The organism is Ensifer sp. EB106-03-01-XG145 (genome assembly GCF_058792075.1).
Map to the genome: position 1 here is coordinate 98,828 of NZ_JBYTEC010000003.1, position 13,924 is coordinate 112,751.

General features: G+C 63.0%; 14 protein-coding genes. 9 read left to right on the plus strand and 5 right to left on the minus strand.

What is annotated here, in order from left to right; translation table 11 throughout:
* Positions 1–41: 41 nt before the first annotated feature.
* The 6 genes from hemC (at position 42) to AC3WWH_RS11095 (ending at position 6,125) form a co-directional block, all read left to right on the plus strand.
* Positions 42–971, plus strand: coding sequence for a hydroxymethylbilane synthase (gene hemC / locus AC3WWH_RS11070; RefSeq protein ID WP_058321719.1), 930 nt, complete (start codon positions 42–44; stop codon positions 969–971).
* Between the two features lie 4 nt (positions 972–975).
* Entirely contained in the window at positions 976–1,689 is a 714-nt protein-coding gene (locus AC3WWH_RS11075) for a uroporphyrinogen-III synthase (RefSeq protein WP_058321718.1), read from the plus strand.
* Between the two features lie 156 nt (positions 1,690–1,845).
* Positions 1,846–3,114, plus strand: a complete 1,269-nt coding sequence (locus AC3WWH_RS11080; RefSeq protein WP_058321717.1) for a COG4223 family protein — start codon at positions 1,846–1,848, stop codon at positions 3,112–3,114.
* A gap of 122 nt (positions 3,115–3,236) precedes the next feature.
* On the plus strand, positions 3,237–4,874 hold the full coding sequence (locus AC3WWH_RS11085; RefSeq protein ID WP_057254985.1) for a heme biosynthesis protein HemY: 1,638 nt from the start codon (positions 3,237–3,239) through the stop codon (positions 4,872–4,874).
* A 26-nt stretch (positions 4,875–4,900) separates the two neighbouring features.
* Positions 4,901–5,383: a tellurite resistance TerB family protein gene (locus tag AC3WWH_RS11090; protein WP_057254984.1), complete on the plus strand. Its 483-nt coding sequence runs from the start codon at positions 4,901–4,903 to the stop codon at positions 5,381–5,383.
* Between the two features lies 1 nt (position 5,384).
* Positions 5,385–6,125 (plus strand): glutamine amidotransferase, encoded by a 741-nt coding sequence (locus AC3WWH_RS11095; protein WP_058321716.1) that lies wholly within the window; start codon positions 5,385–5,387, stop codon positions 6,123–6,125.
* A 33-nt stretch (positions 6,126–6,158) separates the two neighbouring features.
* On the opposite strand, the gene AC3WWH_RS11100 is transcribed toward AC3WWH_RS11095, so the two are convergent.
* Positions 6,159–7,400, minus strand: coding sequence for an MFS transporter (locus AC3WWH_RS11100; RefSeq protein ID WP_057254982.1), 1,242 nt, complete (start codon positions 7,398–7,400; stop codon positions 6,159–6,161).
* A 134-nt stretch (positions 7,401–7,534) separates the two neighbouring features.
* Here AC3WWH_RS11100 and AC3WWH_RS11105 point away from each other — a divergent pair, with 134 nt between their 5' ends.
* Positions 7,535–7,828 carry a YggT family protein gene (locus AC3WWH_RS11105; RefSeq protein ID WP_093233116.1) on the plus strand — a complete coding sequence of 98 codons (294 nt, stop codon included), beginning with the start codon at positions 7,535–7,537 and terminating at the stop codon, positions 7,826–7,828.
* A gap of 2 nt (positions 7,829–7,830) precedes the next feature.
* Positions 7,831–8,148, plus strand: a complete 318-nt coding sequence (locus AC3WWH_RS11110) for a DUF167 domain-containing protein (protein WP_058321715.1) — start codon at positions 7,831–7,833, stop codon at positions 8,146–8,148.
* A gap of 2 nt (positions 8,149–8,150) precedes the next feature.
* Here the strand turns inward: AC3WWH_RS11110 and ppa are convergent, their stop codons facing one another.
* Entirely contained in the window at positions 8,151–8,684 is a 534-nt protein-coding gene (gene ppa / locus AC3WWH_RS11115) for an inorganic diphosphatase (RefSeq protein ID WP_057254979.1), read from the minus strand.
* A gap of 156 nt (positions 8,685–8,840) precedes the next feature.
* On the opposite strand from ppa, the gene AC3WWH_RS11120 reads away from it, so the two are divergent.
* A complete protein-coding gene (locus tag AC3WWH_RS11120) occupies positions 8,841–9,443 on the plus strand; it encodes a hypothetical protein (RefSeq protein ID WP_058321714.1) in 603 nt (200 codons plus the stop codon).
* A gap of 131 nt (positions 9,444–9,574) precedes the next feature.
* Here AC3WWH_RS11120 and AC3WWH_RS11125 read toward each other — a convergent pair whose 3' ends face one another.
* The 3 genes from AC3WWH_RS11125 to AC3WWH_RS11135 form a co-directional block, all read right to left on the minus strand.
* Positions 9,575–10,081 (minus strand): GNAT family N-acetyltransferase, encoded by a 507-nt coding sequence (locus AC3WWH_RS11125; RefSeq protein ID WP_057254977.1) that lies wholly within the window; start codon positions 10,079–10,081, stop codon positions 9,575–9,577.
* A gap of 202 nt (positions 10,082–10,283) precedes the next feature.
* Positions 10,284–12,110, minus strand: coding sequence for a translational GTPase TypA (typA, locus tag AC3WWH_RS11130; protein WP_057254976.1), 1,827 nt, complete (start codon positions 12,108–12,110; stop codon positions 10,284–10,286).
* A 199-nt stretch (positions 12,111–12,309) separates the two neighbouring features.
* A complete protein-coding gene (locus AC3WWH_RS11135) occupies positions 12,310–13,875 on the minus strand; it encodes an alkaline phosphatase D family protein (protein WP_058321713.1) in 1,566 nt (521 codons plus the stop codon).
* Between the last annotated feature and the right edge of the window lie 49 nt (positions 13,876–13,924).

Genomic DNA, 13,924 nt, shown 5'->3' on the forward strand with positions numbered 1-13,924 from the left:
AGGTGGGTACACGGAACTCCGGTAACAATGGATAGCCTTTGATGCAAACAAAACCTTTCCGGATCGGCACGCGCGGCAGCCCGCTGGCGCTCGCTCAAGCCCATGAAACGCGCGACCGGCTCGCAGCGGTGCATGGTCTGGCGCCGGAAATGTTCGAGGTCGTCATTCTCTCGACCAAGGGCGACCGGATCACCGACCGCTCGCTCGCCGAGATCGGCGGCAAGGGCCTGTTCACCGAGGAGATCGAGCAGCAATTGCTGTCGGGCGAACTCGATTTCGCCGTGCATTCGTCCAAGGACATGCCGACGAAGCTGCCCGATGGGCTCTGTCTTTCCGCCTTCCTGCCGCGCGAGGACATTCGCGACGCCTTCATCGGCCGCACGGCACCGAAACTGATGGAACTGCCTGAGGGCGCCACTGTCGGTTCCTCGTCGCTGCGCCGCCAGGCGCTGATCCGCCGGCTGCGGCCGGATCTCCACGTCATTACCTATCGCGGCCAGGTGGAAACGCGGCTGAGAAAGCTCGCCGAGGGCCAGGTGGATGCAACGCTGCTCGCCTATGCCGGGCTGAAGCGGCTCGGCATGACCGACGTTCCGACCGAACTGCTCGACCCGACGGATTTCCCCCCGGCCCCGGCGCAAGGCGCGATCTGCATCGAAAGCCGGATCGGCGACAGCCGCATCAACGACCTGCTCGCGGCCATCGACGATCCACGCACCCACGAGGCCGTTACCTGCGAGCGCGGCTTCCTCGCGACGCTCGACGGTTCCTGCCGCACGCCGATTGCCGGCCTCGCCACCTCGGATGGCACCCATCTCAGCTTTTCCGGCATGATCCTCACGCCCGACGGCCAGACCCATCATCGCGTTACGATCGAAGGCAAGGCCACCGACGCCGAAGCGCTCGGCAAGAAGGCGGGCGAGGAAATCCGCGCCAAGGCCGGCCCGGGCTTCTTTGCAAGCTGGACCTGAGCCGATGCGCGTGCTCGTCACCCGGCCGCTTCCCGCCGCCGAGGCGACGGCGCGTCGGCTGGAGGCTGCCGGCCACCAGCCGATCCTCCTGCCATTGATGCGGGCCATGCATCTCATGGCCGTCGCCAGCGCTGCGCTCGAACAACCATCCGCCGCCATCGTGCTGACCAGTGCCGAAGCGGTTCGGGTCCTCGCGACACTGGGCGGCAAATTGGAAAAGCATCTGAAAAACCCGTGCTTCTGCGTCGGCGAGGCGACTGCGCGGGCAGCACGAGAACTTGGCTTCACCGATCTCCGCATCGGCGATGGCACCGGCGAAGCGCTGGCCGGGCTGATTGTTTCGGCCGTCGGCACCTTGCCGAAACAGCCGCTGCTCTACCTGACCGGCTCTCCGCGCTCCGATGGTCTCGAAAGCACGCTCCGGCAACATGGCGTCGAGTATAGGGCGGTCGAATGCTATCGCATGGAACCGACGGTGCAGCCGCCCGGTGCGCTGAAAGATCTGGCGCGAACCGACCGGCCCGACGCCGTTCTGCTCTATTCCCGGGAGACGGCTCGACGCCTGGCGGCATTGCTGCTGGAGGCCAGTCTGGACGCTGCGTCCTTCAGCCCGCGCTATCTCTGCCTGAGCGCTGCCGTCGCCGAGGCGCTGCCAAGCAACGTCATGGCGCAGATCGCCGCAAAGCCCGACGAAGAAAGCCTTTTTAGTTTGATCTAGAATGGGATGAGGAAAAATGTTGGCGGTTTTCCGCCCGCATTCCACGTCACTCCAGGGCCGATTCAGCCAAAATCGAAACGGAGGGGCTTTCCCTCACCGTTCGGGCTGACTAGGTTTGAGAGAAGAGCCGACAGGAACCAACGGTAAGAGGTCACCATGGTATCGGAAAACCCGCCGCGCCGCTCGAAGTCCGAGAAGGAACCGCTGACGATCGACCTCGAAGCGGAAAAAACCGTTGCGGAACCGACTGAGGCCGAAACAACCCGCGAGACGGTGACGGACGTGGCAAGCGAAAGCCCGGCAAGCGACGCCAAGGCGGATGAGACGGCAACAGACAGCAGCGACGACAGCGCCGCTGGATCGCGCCTGGAAGAAGAGATCGAGGAGCAGCGTGCCGACGCGGCCGCAGCCGTCTTCGCCGAAGAACCGCCGCACGCGGCACAGGAGCCGGAACCGGCGCCGCGGCAAAAGCCAGTGTCCAACTCTGGCGCGCTTGCCGCCGGTATCCTCGGTGGCCTCGTAACGCTGCTCGGCTTTGGCGGCCTGCAATATGCCGGCATCGTCCCCGGACTTGGCCCTGAGCGTGGCGTCGAGCAGAACATCTCCAGCGAACTGCAGGCACTGCGCGATCAGATCGCAGCACTGCCCACGACCGCCGCAGTCGTCGACAACACGGCGCTCGAAGGCCGCATCGCCGCCCTCGAGCAATCAGCCGCCCAACCGGGCACGAACGGCGCGCCGAGTGCCGAGGTCGAAACGCTGAAGGCGGAGATCGACAACCTTACCAAGGAACTAGCAGGGCTGAAGACGACACTCGCCGACGCCCAACAGACGGCGACAACGGAGAAGGCGGAACTGACGAGCCGCATCGAATCCGCAGAGCAGAAACTCAACGAGCCGGTCAACGACATCCAGATGGCCAAGGCGGTCGCGGTTACGGCACTGAAGTCGGCAATTGATCGCGGCGGCCCCTTCCTCGCCGAACTCGACGCGCTGCGCAGCATCGCACCGGACGAACAGGCCGTCGCCGCTCTGGCCCAGGACGCTCAGGTCGGCGTGCCGACCCGCTCCGATCTGCGGCACGAGTTCCCGAAGACGGCCGACGCCATGCTCGACGCCCTCAATCAACCCGATCCGAACGAGGGCATCTTCGACCGGCTGGTGTCCAGCGCCATGTCCGGCATTCGCGTACGCCCTGTCGGCAGCGTCGAGGGTGAAACGCCCGAAGCCGTCATTGCCCGCATCGAGGACAAGCTGAACAATGGCGATCTCAAGGGCGCTGCCCTGGAGTGGGATGGCCTGCCGGATGCCGCCAAACCGGCGGGCGAGGCCTTCAAGGCCAAGCTCGACCAGCGTCTGCGTGTCGAAGCCGCGATCGATGCCGCCGTCGCCGCGACGATGGCAAAGCCGGGCACAGAGGGCTAGAGCGGGATGAGGAAAAGTGTATGCGGTTTTCCGCCCGCATCCCGCTCTAACTTATGGAAAACGATCACGTTTATGACTTTGGGTCGGCGACCCAAAATCATCGTGATCTGAGGGAACCAGATATGATCCGCATTCTGATTTTCATCCTGATCGTGCTTGGTCTCGGCCTCGGCTTCGCGTGGCTCGCGGACCGACCGGGTGAACTTTCGCTCGTCTGGCAAGGTCAGCTCATCGAGATGAGCCTGATGCGCGCCGCATCGCTCCTGATCTCGCTGATCGCAGCCGTGCTGATCGCCGTCTGGCTGGTACGCACCATCTGGCTCTCGCCTCACACCGTCACCCGTTATTTCCGCGCCCGCAAGCGCGACCGTGGCTACCAGGCGCTTTCGACCGGCCTGATCGCTGCCGGCGCGGGCGATGCCAATCTTGCCCGCAAGATGACCGCCCGCACCCGCGGATTGATCAGCGCCGACCAGGAGCCGCTGATCCACCTGCTCGAAGCGCAAACCGCCCTCATCGAAGGCAAGTACGATGACGCGCGCCGCAAGTTCGAGCTGATGGCCGACGATCCGGAGACCCGCGAACTCGGGCTTCGCGGCCTCTACCTCGAAGCCAAGCGCCTCGGTGCCCACGAGGCCGCCCGGCAATATGCCGAACGCGCCGCCGAGAAAGCACCGCATCTGCCCTGGGCGGCTCTCGCGACGCTCGACAGCCAGAGCCAGGCCGGACAGTGGGACGATGCTCTGCGTCTTCTCGACAAGAGCCGCGCCGCCCATGTGGTCGAACGCAAGGAGGCCGACCGTAAGAGGGCGGTGCTCTTGACCGCCCGGGCGATCACAAAGCTCGACGGCGACGTGAAGGGTGCCCGCGACGATGCGCTTGCCGCACTGAAGCTCGACGAACATCTGGTGCCGGCGGCGCTGACGGCCGCCAAGGCGCTGTTTCGCGAGGACAACCTGCGCAAGGGGACCTCGATCCTGGAGAAAAACTGGAAGCACGAGCCTCACCCGGACGTGGCGCGGCTTTACGTGCGTGCCCGCGGCGGCGACACCGCCGTCGACCGGTTGAAGCGGGCGCGCAAACTTGAAGCCCTCAGGCCCAACAATGCCGTGGCGATGGCAGCTGTCGCCGAGGCCGCGCTCGAAGCGCGCGAACTGCTTCTGGCCCGCACCAAGGCGGAAGCCGCCGCCAGGCTCGATCCGACCGAGAGCGTCTTCCTGTTGCTCGCCGACATAGAAGAAGCCGACACCGGCGACGAGGGCCGCATCCGCCACTGGATGGCGCAGGCCCTGCGCAGCCCACGGGATCCGGCCTGGACTGCCGACGGCGTGACGTCGCCGACCTGGCTGCCGGTCTCGCCCGTCAGCGGACGGCTCGATGCGTTCGAATGGAAAGCGCCGCCGCATACGCTTTCGGCGACCGTCGACCACGACCAATCGAATGCCGACGAAGCGATCCGCAGTCTGCCGCCGGTGGCCGCGGAGCCGCGTGCGCATGAACCGGCCCCCGTAGCCCGCCGCAGCGAAGCGCCCGTCATCCTCGAGGCCGAACGGGAACCGCAACCGATCAAGGTCACGGAGCGCAAACCGTCCGAGCCGATCGCCGACAAGACTCCGGTCAAGAAGACGGAGAAGGAAGAGGTTACCAACGGCGAGCACATGCCTGATCCCTTCTTCGGCCGTCCGCCGGATGATCCCGGCGTGCGCGATCCAGCTACCGGCGAGAAGGCGCCGGAAAAGGCTAGTTTCCGACTGTTCTGAACTCTCAAGGGGCTGTGGCAGAATACATGTTTGAACGCTTACGGACGTTTCTCGACGGCCTGACCGGCCCGGCGACGCGGATAGAGCACGGCGATCCACGCGTGGCGGTCATCGCCCTCTGTTTCCAGGTCATGGAAGCCGACGGCCGGATCCTTGCGTCCGAACGGCGCAAGATGCGATCGGTCATCAAGCAACACTACAAGCTCGACGATGCCTCGCTTGCCGCGCTGATCGAAGCGGGCAAGACTGCCGAAAGCGAGGCGATCGATTACTACCAGTTCACCGCCGAGCTCAAGCGCCACCTCTCGGAGGAACAGCGCATCGAACTCGTCGGCATGCTCTGGGATATCGTCTATGCCGACGGCAAACGCAGCGAAATGGAAGACCACGTGATCTGGCGCATCGCCGATCTGCTCGCCGTCTCCGGGCGCGACCGGGTGTTGCAGCGGCAGGAGGCCGCAGCGAGAAGCGACACCGTCGAGGACGCCGAGCCGCAACAGGAAACCTGAAATGCCGATGCCGGACACAAGCGCGCGAAAACCAGTCTTGATCATCCTGCATCAGGAGCGGTCGAGTGCCGGCCGTGTCGGCCAGATTCTGGAGCAGAAGGGCTTTCGGCTCGACATCCGCCGGCCGGCCCTTGGCGATGACCTGCCGCCGACCCTGGAGCATCATAGCGGCACGATCATTTTTGGCGGTCCGATGAGCGCCAATGACGAGGAAGAGTTTGTCCGCCGCGAGATCGACTGGCTGTCCGTGCCGCTCAAGGAGAACAAGCCCTATCTCGGCATCTGCCTCGGCGCGCAGATGCTGGCGCGCAATCTCGGCGGCTCCGTGGCGCCGCATCACGAGGGCATGACCGAGATCGGCTGGTATCCGCTGATCGCAACCGATGCCGGCAAGGCGCTGATGGATTGGCCTGATATGGTTTACCATTTCCACCGCGAGGGTTTCGACCTGCCTGCCGGAGCCGAGCTGCTCGCAACCGGTAACACCTACCCCAACCAAGCCTTCCGCTATGGCGACAATGCCTGGGGCATTCAGTTCCACGGCGAGCTGACACGCGCGATGATGCACCGCTGGGTCGTGCACGGCGCGCACCGCTTCGAGATGCCCGGTGCCCAGGTGGGCAAGGCGCATCTCGATGGCCGCATGCAGCATGACGGTCCACTGCGCACCTGGATGGAAAACTTCCTGGAACTGATCTTCCTGCGCGATGAGCGGCCGGAAGCAATTCCAGGAAGACCGTAAGACCCCATAGGAGCCCCCCTGGGGCGTGCGCCCTTACTTGTGGTGGTCGGGCACGTCGAGCGTGTCGATCTTGCGCAATTGCGGGAAGCCGAGCGCCCAGAGCCCGGACACGAGCAGCGTGCCCATGCCGCCGAAGACCACCGCAAAGACGGCGCCGAAACCGGATGCCATCATGCCGGCGCGGAATTCACCAAGCTCGTTCGACGCGCCGATGAACACCATGTTGACGGCGTTGACCCGGCCGCGCAGCTCGTCCGGCGTCCAGAGCGTGATCAGGATTTCACGCACATAAACCGAGATCATATCGGCAGCGCCCATGACGACGAGCGCGGCGATCGATATCCAGGGCGTCGCCGAAAGACCGAAGACAACGGTACCGAGCCCGAAGAGTGCGACACCGGTGAACATGTAGAAACCGGCACGGTGGCGGATCGGATGCGCCGCGAGCCAGACCGCCATACTGACGGCACCGATACCCGGAGCGGCGCGCAAGAGGCCGAGACCCCAGGGACCGAGATCGAGAATGTCGCGGGCAAAGACCGGCATCAGCGCCACCGCACCGCCGAGCAGGACCGCGAAGAGATCGAGCGATATCGCGCCCAAAACCACCTTTTCGGCCTTGATGTAGCGGAAACCGGCGGTGATCGTCTCCCAGCTCTGGGCGGAGGCTTGCGTGCGGGTCGCGGGCTTCGGGATGGCAAAGACCATGAGCGCGGATGCCAGGAAGAAGCAGACGCCGACGGCATAGGGAACGACGGCGCCGAGCGCATAGATCAAGCCGCCGGCAACGGGGCCGACGATCATCGCCGTCTGCCAGGACGTGGAATTCCAGGCGATCGCATTGGGTAGGTCTTCGGGCGGCACAAGGTTGGGCGCCAGTGACTGGGACGCGGGCGCCAGGAAGGCGCGTTCGATGCCGAAGACGACCAGGATCGCATAGACCGGCCAGGGCGAAAACAATCCGGATACCGTCAGCAGCAGCAATGCCGTCGCGCAGAGCGTGCTGATGACCATGCAGATCCCCATGATCATGCGCCGGTTGTAGCGGTCCGCAGCCGCGCCAGTGACGAGGATCAGCACCAGTGACGGCAGAAACTGGAAGAGGCCGATCAGGCCGAGATCGAACGGGTCACGCGTAAGGTCATAGATCTGCCAGCCGACGGCGACCGAAATGATCTGGATCGCGAAGTACGCCAGGAAGCGCGAGAAGAAATAGCGGCGATAGCCGACATGCCGAAAGGCGGCAAAACGATGCGAGGCATGAACGGCGGACATGCGGAAGGGGCTCCTGCTGAGGCTCGGTTATCGTGCGGTCCCATGTTAAACATGATCGCGCCCGATAAACCGGCGTACTTGCTCGTTTAGGTCTCAATGTCTACATGTCTGTCAATAACGATTTGGAGACCGGCATGCTTGCTGTCATCGGCACCTTGAACTTCATCATCAACATCGCGTGGTTTCTGGTCATCGCGTCGGCCATCTTTTCCTGGCTCTACGCGTTCAACGTCATCAACGTGAACAACCAGGCGATCAACATGATCGGCCGCTCGCTCTATCAGCTGACGGAGCCGCTCTATCGCCCGATCCGCCGCGTTCTGCCCGACATGGGCGGCGTGGATCTGTCGCCGCTGGTGGTGCTGGTGATCCTCTATTTCATCCAGCTCTTCCTGAACACGACGGTCGCGCAGGCGCTGCTTGGCTGACGATGGCCAACCCGGCCTTCACCGCGCATGGCGACCACGTTCGCCTGACGGTACGCTTGACGCCGAACGGCGGCCGCGATGCCATTGATGGCTTGGAAGCGGCTGCCGACGGGGAAGAACATTTGAAAGTGCGCGTCAGCGCGGTTCCGGAAAAAGGCAAGGCCAACCAGGCGCTGATTGCCTTTCTTTCGAAGAAGCTCGGGCTTGCCAAGAGCAAGCTTTCCCTCATCTCAGGCGAAACGCAGCGCAAAAAAATCCTCCGGATCGATGGCGACCCGGAGGATTTGATAGAGCGACTTGCAGAGCTGGTCGGCAAGTAAACTTACTTGGCGCCCTTGGCGCGCTCGACGGCTTCCTTGATCAGCTGCCTTGCGACGGAAGCATCCTTCCAACCAAAAATCTTCACCCACTTGCCGGGCTCCAGATCCTTGTAGTGCTCGAAGAAGTGCTCGATCTGCTTGAGCGTGATTTCCGGCAGGTCGGTGTATTCGTGCACCTTGTCGTAGCGCTGCGTCAGGTGAGCCGACGGAACCGCGATGATCTTTTCGTCCTGTCCGGAATTGTCTTCCATCATCATCACGCCGATCGGGCGGACGTTGATGACGCAGCCCGGAACGAGCGGGCGGGTGTTGCAGATCAGAACGTCGATCGGATCGCCGTCGTCCGAGAGCGTGTGCGGCACGAAGCCGTAATTGCCCGGATAAGTCATCGGCGTGTAGAGGAAGCGGTCGACGACCAGCGTGCCGGCTTCCTTGTCCATCTCGTACTTGATCGGATGGCCGCCGACGGGAACTTCAACGATGACGTTGACATCTTCTGGTGGATTCTTTCCGATGGAAATCGCGTCGATGCGCATGGATCTACTCCAGGGTCAGTTGAGTTTGCCCGTCGGATAAAGGGAAACATGCCGCGATGCAACATAACTTTCGTCCGAAATGCAGATTCAACCGGTCGTTTTGTCATCACCGAACGACCCCCATGATCGTCAAAATCTCGTTCGAGGGAGATCACGATGAACGGAAAGGTTGCATGCCTGTCGCTGGTCCTGTTGTCCGCCGCACCCGCGGTGGCCAATGAGAGCGTCTATGTCAACGTCAGCCGCGAAAAGTGCAAGACGATTAAAGAGGAGCCGGGCAGGTACTCCCTGATGACCTGCCCGGGCCATGGCGATTATCCGGCTCATTTCAAGGAGATGGATATCCGCCAGAGCTTCTCCTTCGGTCACCTCAACGAGCGCTACCGCAACGAGGCGTTCGAAACCTTCATCCCCTTCAACCACGCCGGCGCCACAGTGGAATGGCGCATTGTCAAAGGCGGCACCCCGGTCGCGACGATCCTGCGCTGGTTCATCGAGAACCCCGACCCGGCGACGGGAGCATCGGCACCGGCGCTTGAAGGGCAGGTTCTCGTCGTCTCCACGGTAGCCCAGAAGGACGACGGCAAGGGCTGCGTCGCCGGCTATGTCGATGCGCTCGCCAATCCCGATCCCAACGCGCTCGCCCGCAAGATCGCCGACGAGGTGGCGCCGACCTTCCGCTGTGGCGTCGACAAGGCGGTCTACCATGGCACGCAAGGCGACAAGGCAAGCGCACCGCGCAACGAACTGCCGGAATAGCGGCTGATCTCAAGCGGAAGCGGGAAAGCCTAGAGCGCCGTGCGTTCAAATGAACGCACAAAGGACGCTCTAGCACTTTGATTCTAGAGCATCTTTCCGCCTCCAGTGATTCCACTTGAGAGCGGGATGCTCTAGTTCCAGGCGAAGCCGACCTTCTTCAGGTGCTTGTCGCCGAAATCTTCCATGCCTTCGGCGATATCCGTGCCGCCGGCGCCCTGGAAGAACTGGTAGGCGTGTTCGCTATCCTCGAGGCACCAGACGACGAGGCCGCGGCAGCCGAGCGAACGCAACAGGCTCTTGGCTTCGCCGAAGAGAATGCGCCCGAGACCGATGCCCTGATATTCCGGCCGGAGATAGATCTCGTAGATCTCGCCCTCCTGCGGCAGGGCCTTGGCGCGGCTGAGGCCGAGCGTGGCGTAACCGGCAATGGTTCCGGCCACGTCGACGACGAGCAGCGTGGCAGGCCCGCGCGTCGCCTTGCGCCACCAGACCTCGTCGCGGCGGTTGACCATCTGAACCAGGGGACGGTGGGGGATGAGACCGCCATAGGCTTGCAGCCACGAAACGCGGTGCACATCGGCAATTGCCGACGCTTCCTGCGGCTCTCCGGGCCGAATCTCTATCGAAACAGTCTTCATGACTCGCGACTCTAAACGCACACAAGGCGAACAGGAATCCCGCCCGGTTGCCGGCCAGCGTTAACCCACAGGCAACTTTAACGGCACCCTATGGAAGGTTAACGCCTTTTTAACTTTATCCGCAAGTCGCCCATCCGTGGCACACACAGCAAAAAACCCCGGATCGCTCCGGGGTTTTTTCAGGCTCGGTAATGTCAGAAGCTTAAGCCGCGCCGGCAGTGCGGGCCTTTTCGAAGCGCTTGCGGTCGTTCGGGTCGAGATGCATCTTGCGCAGACGGATCGACTTCGGCGTCACTTCGACGAGCTCGTCGTCCTGGATCCAGGAGAGCGCGCGCTCCAGCGTCATGCGGATCGGCGGCGTCAGGCGAACGGCTTCGTCCTTGCCGGCGGCGCGCATGTTGGTGAGCTTCTTGCCCTTCAGCACGTTCACTTCCAGATCGTTGTCGCGGGTGTGGATGCCGATGATCATGCCGGCATAGACCTTCTCGCCAGCATCGATGATCATCGGGCCGCGGTCTTCCAGGTTGAACATCGCATAGGCAACCGATTCACCGGCATCGTTCGACAAGAGAACGCCGTTGACGCGGCCACCGATCTCGCCCTTGTAAGGCTGGTAGGCGTGGAACAGGCGGTTCATGATCGCCGTGCCGCGGGTGTCGGTCAGAAGTTCCGACTGGTAGCCGATGAGGCCGCGGGTCGGAGCGAAGAACACCAGGCGGACGCGGTTGCCGCCGGACGGACGCAGCTCGACCATCTCGGCCTTGCGCTCCGACATCTTCTGCACGACGACGCCGGAATGCTCTTCGTCAACGTCGATGACGACTTCTTCGATCGGCTCGAGCATCTGGCCGTTGTCGTCCTTGTGCATGACGACGCGCGGACGCGACACGGCAAGCTCGAAGCCTTCGCGGCGCATGGTTTCGATCAGAACGGCGAGCTGCAGTTCGCCGCGGCCGGACACGAAGAACGAATCCTTCTCGGAGGATTCTTCGATCTTCAGCGCAACGTTGCCTTCGGCTTCCTTGAACAGGCGGTCGCGGATGACGCGGCTGGTGACCTTGTCGCCTTCGGTGCCGGCAAGCGGGCTGTCGTTGACGATGAACGACATGGTGACGGTCGGCGGGTCGATCGGCTGGGCGGTCAGCGCTTCGGCAACGGACGGATCACAGAACGTGTCGGCGACGGTGCCCTTGGTGAGACCGGCGATCGCAACGATGTCACCGGCATGCGCTTCTTCGATCGGCTGACGCTCGATGCCGCGGAAGGCGAGGATCTTCGAGATACGGCCATTTTCCAGCAGCTTGCCGTCCTGGCCCAGAACCTTGACGGCCTGGTTCGGCTTCAGCGAACCCGAATGAACGCGGCCGGTGATGATGCGGCCGAGGAAGGGGTTGGCTTCGAGGATCGTGCCGATCATGCGGAACGGGCCTTCGGCAACCGTCGGCTCGGGAACGTGCTTCAGCACGAGATCGAGCAGCGGCGCCATGCCCTGGTCCTTCGGACCTTCCGGGGCGACGTTCATCCAGCCATCGCGGCCCGAACCGTAGAGGATCGGGAAGTCGAGCTGCTCGTCGGAGGCGTCGAGGTTGGCGAAGAGGTCGAAGACTTCGTTGATGACTTCTTCGTGGCGACCATCCGGACGGTCGATCTTGTTGATCGCGACGATCGGCTTCAGGCCGACCTTCAGCGCCTTGCCGACGACGAACTTCGTCTGCGGCATCGGGCCTTCGGAAGCGTCGACGAGAACGATGGCACCATCCACCATCGACAGGATGCGCTCGACTTCACCGCCGAAGTCGGCGTGGCCGGGGGTGTCGACGATGTTGATGCGCACGCCCTTCCACTCGACCGAGGTCGCCTTGGCGAGAATGGTGATGCCGCGCTCTTTTTCGATGTCGTTGGAGTCCATGACGCGTTCGGCAACGCGCTGGTTTTCGCGGAACGAGCCCGACTGCTTCAGGAGCTCGTCAACAAGGGTCGTTTTCCCATGGTCAACGTGCGCGATAATCGCGATGTTACGAATGCTCATTTTTCGTCTCGGAGGTTCAGGGCAAGCCCCGATGGGCCACGCCGCTTTTTCAATGGTCGCGCTCATACAGGTTTTTTTGCGATTGCGAAAGGGGGCGCGCGCATCAGTGCCGCGGTCAAATGCCGGTAGGCCATGGGTTTGCAACCGCCAGGGGTCTCGCGTGAGGGGTTTGGAAAGCTGTTAGCCGCGACCAGATTCGTCATGCAATCGCGGCCGGATCGAGCGTCACGCGCCACAGTTCCTGGTCCTGCCGGTCCATCAGCCGCACGGTCATCTGCTGCGTCTGACCATTGATATCGACGATGCCGAAGAACTGTAAGCCCGCCGATGGCGGCAGGTTGCTGTCGATGCCGCCGCCCGACGCCTTGATGAAGCGGACCTCCGGCCCGAAGGTCATGTCGAGTTCCTTCGGCCCATAGGTGCCGGAATGAAGCGGCCCCGACACGAACTCCCAGAAAGGCGTGAATTCCTTGAAGGCGGCACGCGTGGGATCGTAGTGATGCGCGGCTGTATAATGTACGTCCGCCGTCAGCCAGACGAGGTTGTCGATGCTGTTGTCGCGGATGAAGCGCAGGAGATCGGCAAACTCCGGCTCGCGCCCCGAAGGTAGGCCGTTGTCGCCATTGGCGATGGCGTCGGAGCCGCGCTTATTCGTGTAGTCGTCCCAGACGACGAGCCCGATCGGCATGTCGCAGGCAATCACCTTCCAGACCGCGCGCGAAGCGGCAAGCTCGCGCTTCAGCCAATCCGCCTGCCGCCAGCCGAACAGCGCGCCGCCGCCGTCTTCGCCCTGGTTGGCGCCGCGATAGGAGCGCAGGTCGACGAAGAACACATCTAGCAGCGGCCCATAGCCGACCTTGCGGAAGATGCGGCCGGGCTGCGTCGCGACGTTGCGTATCGGCGTCATCTCGTGGAACGCGCGGGCTGCCCGTTCCGCGTAGACGGCGACGTCCTTTTCCGGATAGCGGGCATCGTCGCGAAGGTCGGTCGAAGCCGACCAGTTGTTCAAGACCTCATGATCGTCCCATTGATAAAAGGTGGGACAGACGGCATTCAGCTGCCGCACATGATCGTCGAGCAGATTGTATTTCCATTGCCCGCGATATTCCTCGAGCGTTCGCGCCACGTCACGCTTTTCATGGGTCACCACCCGGTTCTTCCAGACGCCGCCGTCGCGCAGCTGGATCTCGTCAGGAATAGGATTGTCGGCATAGATCGTATCGCCGGAATGGATGAAAAAATCCGGCTCATGCAGCCGCATGGTCGAATAGGTCTTCATGCCGACATCATCGATTCCCCAGCCCTGGCCGGCGGTATCGCCGGACCAGACGAAGCGGACCGAGCGCTTGCGCAAGGGTGCTGTGCGAAACCGGCCGGTGACCGGTTCGGAGACCCGGTTGACATCATAAAGATCGGTGGCGGTGAACCGGTAGAAGATGTCCTGGTCCGGCAGCAATCCGTCGAGCGAACACTTGATCGCACAATCCGTCTGCGGCGTCGCTGTGAGATCGGCAAGGCGAACCGGATTGGAGAAGCTCTCGGTGGTCGAATACTCGACCGACACCTTCGACGGTCGATCCACCCGCGTCCAGATCATGCCGGAGGACGTATCGACATCGCCCGATTGCACGCCATGTATGAACTCCGGCCGGCCGTAGCCTCTCGCATAGAAGGGTGTCGCAAGACCGGACGAGGCCACGAAGCCCGCGGCACCGGCGGAAAGCAGAAAAGAACGCCGGGAAAGCGTCTTGAGGATATCGGCCAAACAGACCTCCGATTCGGCAGCGCGACCGCGCGTACCGGACCTTTGGTCA

Excerpts from the sequence above, each read along its gene's own strand:
- AC3WWH_RS11090 (WP_057254984.1), top strand. The coding sequence starts at position 4,901 with ATGTTTGAACGCTTACGGACGTTTCTCGACGGCCTGACCGGCCCGGCG.
- typA (WP_057254976.1), bottom strand. The coding sequence starts at position 12,110 with ATGAGCATTCGTAACATCGCGATTATCGCGCACGTTGACCATGGGAAA.
- AC3WWH_RS11105 (WP_093233116.1), top strand. The coding sequence starts at position 7,535 with ATGCTTGCTGTCATCGGCACCTTGAACTTCATCATCAACATCGCGTGG.
- hemC (WP_058321719.1), top strand. The coding sequence starts at position 42 with ATGCAAACAAAACCTTTCCGGATCGGCACGCGCGGCAGCCCGCTGGCG.
- AC3WWH_RS11080 (WP_058321717.1), top strand. The coding sequence starts at position 1,846 with ATGGTATCGGAAAACCCGCCGCGCCGCTCGAAGTCCGAGAAGGAACCG.
- AC3WWH_RS11110 (WP_058321715.1), top strand. The coding sequence starts at position 7,831 with ATGGCCAACCCGGCCTTCACCGCGCATGGCGACCACGTTCGCCTGACG.
- ppa (WP_057254979.1), bottom strand. The coding sequence starts at position 8,684 with ATGCGCATCGACGCGATTTCCATCGGAAAGAATCCACCAGAAGATGTC.
- AC3WWH_RS11125 (WP_057254977.1), bottom strand. The coding sequence starts at position 10,081 with ATGAAGACTGTTTCGATAGAGATTCGGCCCGGAGAGCCGCAGGAAGCG.
- AC3WWH_RS11100 (WP_057254982.1), bottom strand. The coding sequence starts at position 7,400 with ATGTCCGCCGTTCATGCCTCGCATCGTTTTGCCGCCTTTCGGCATGTC.
- AC3WWH_RS11095 (WP_058321716.1), top strand. The coding sequence starts at position 5,385 with ATGCCGATGCCGGACACAAGCGCGCGAAAACCAGTCTTGATCATCCTG.
- AC3WWH_RS11075 (WP_058321718.1), top strand. The coding sequence starts at position 976 with ATGCGCGTGCTCGTCACCCGGCCGCTTCCCGCCGCCGAGGCGACGGCG.
- AC3WWH_RS11120 (WP_058321714.1), top strand. The coding sequence starts at position 8,841 with ATGAACGGAAAGGTTGCATGCCTGTCGCTGGTCCTGTTGTCCGCCGCA.
- AC3WWH_RS11085 (WP_057254985.1), top strand. The coding sequence starts at position 3,237 with ATGATCCGCATTCTGATTTTCATCCTGATCGTGCTTGGTCTCGGCCTC.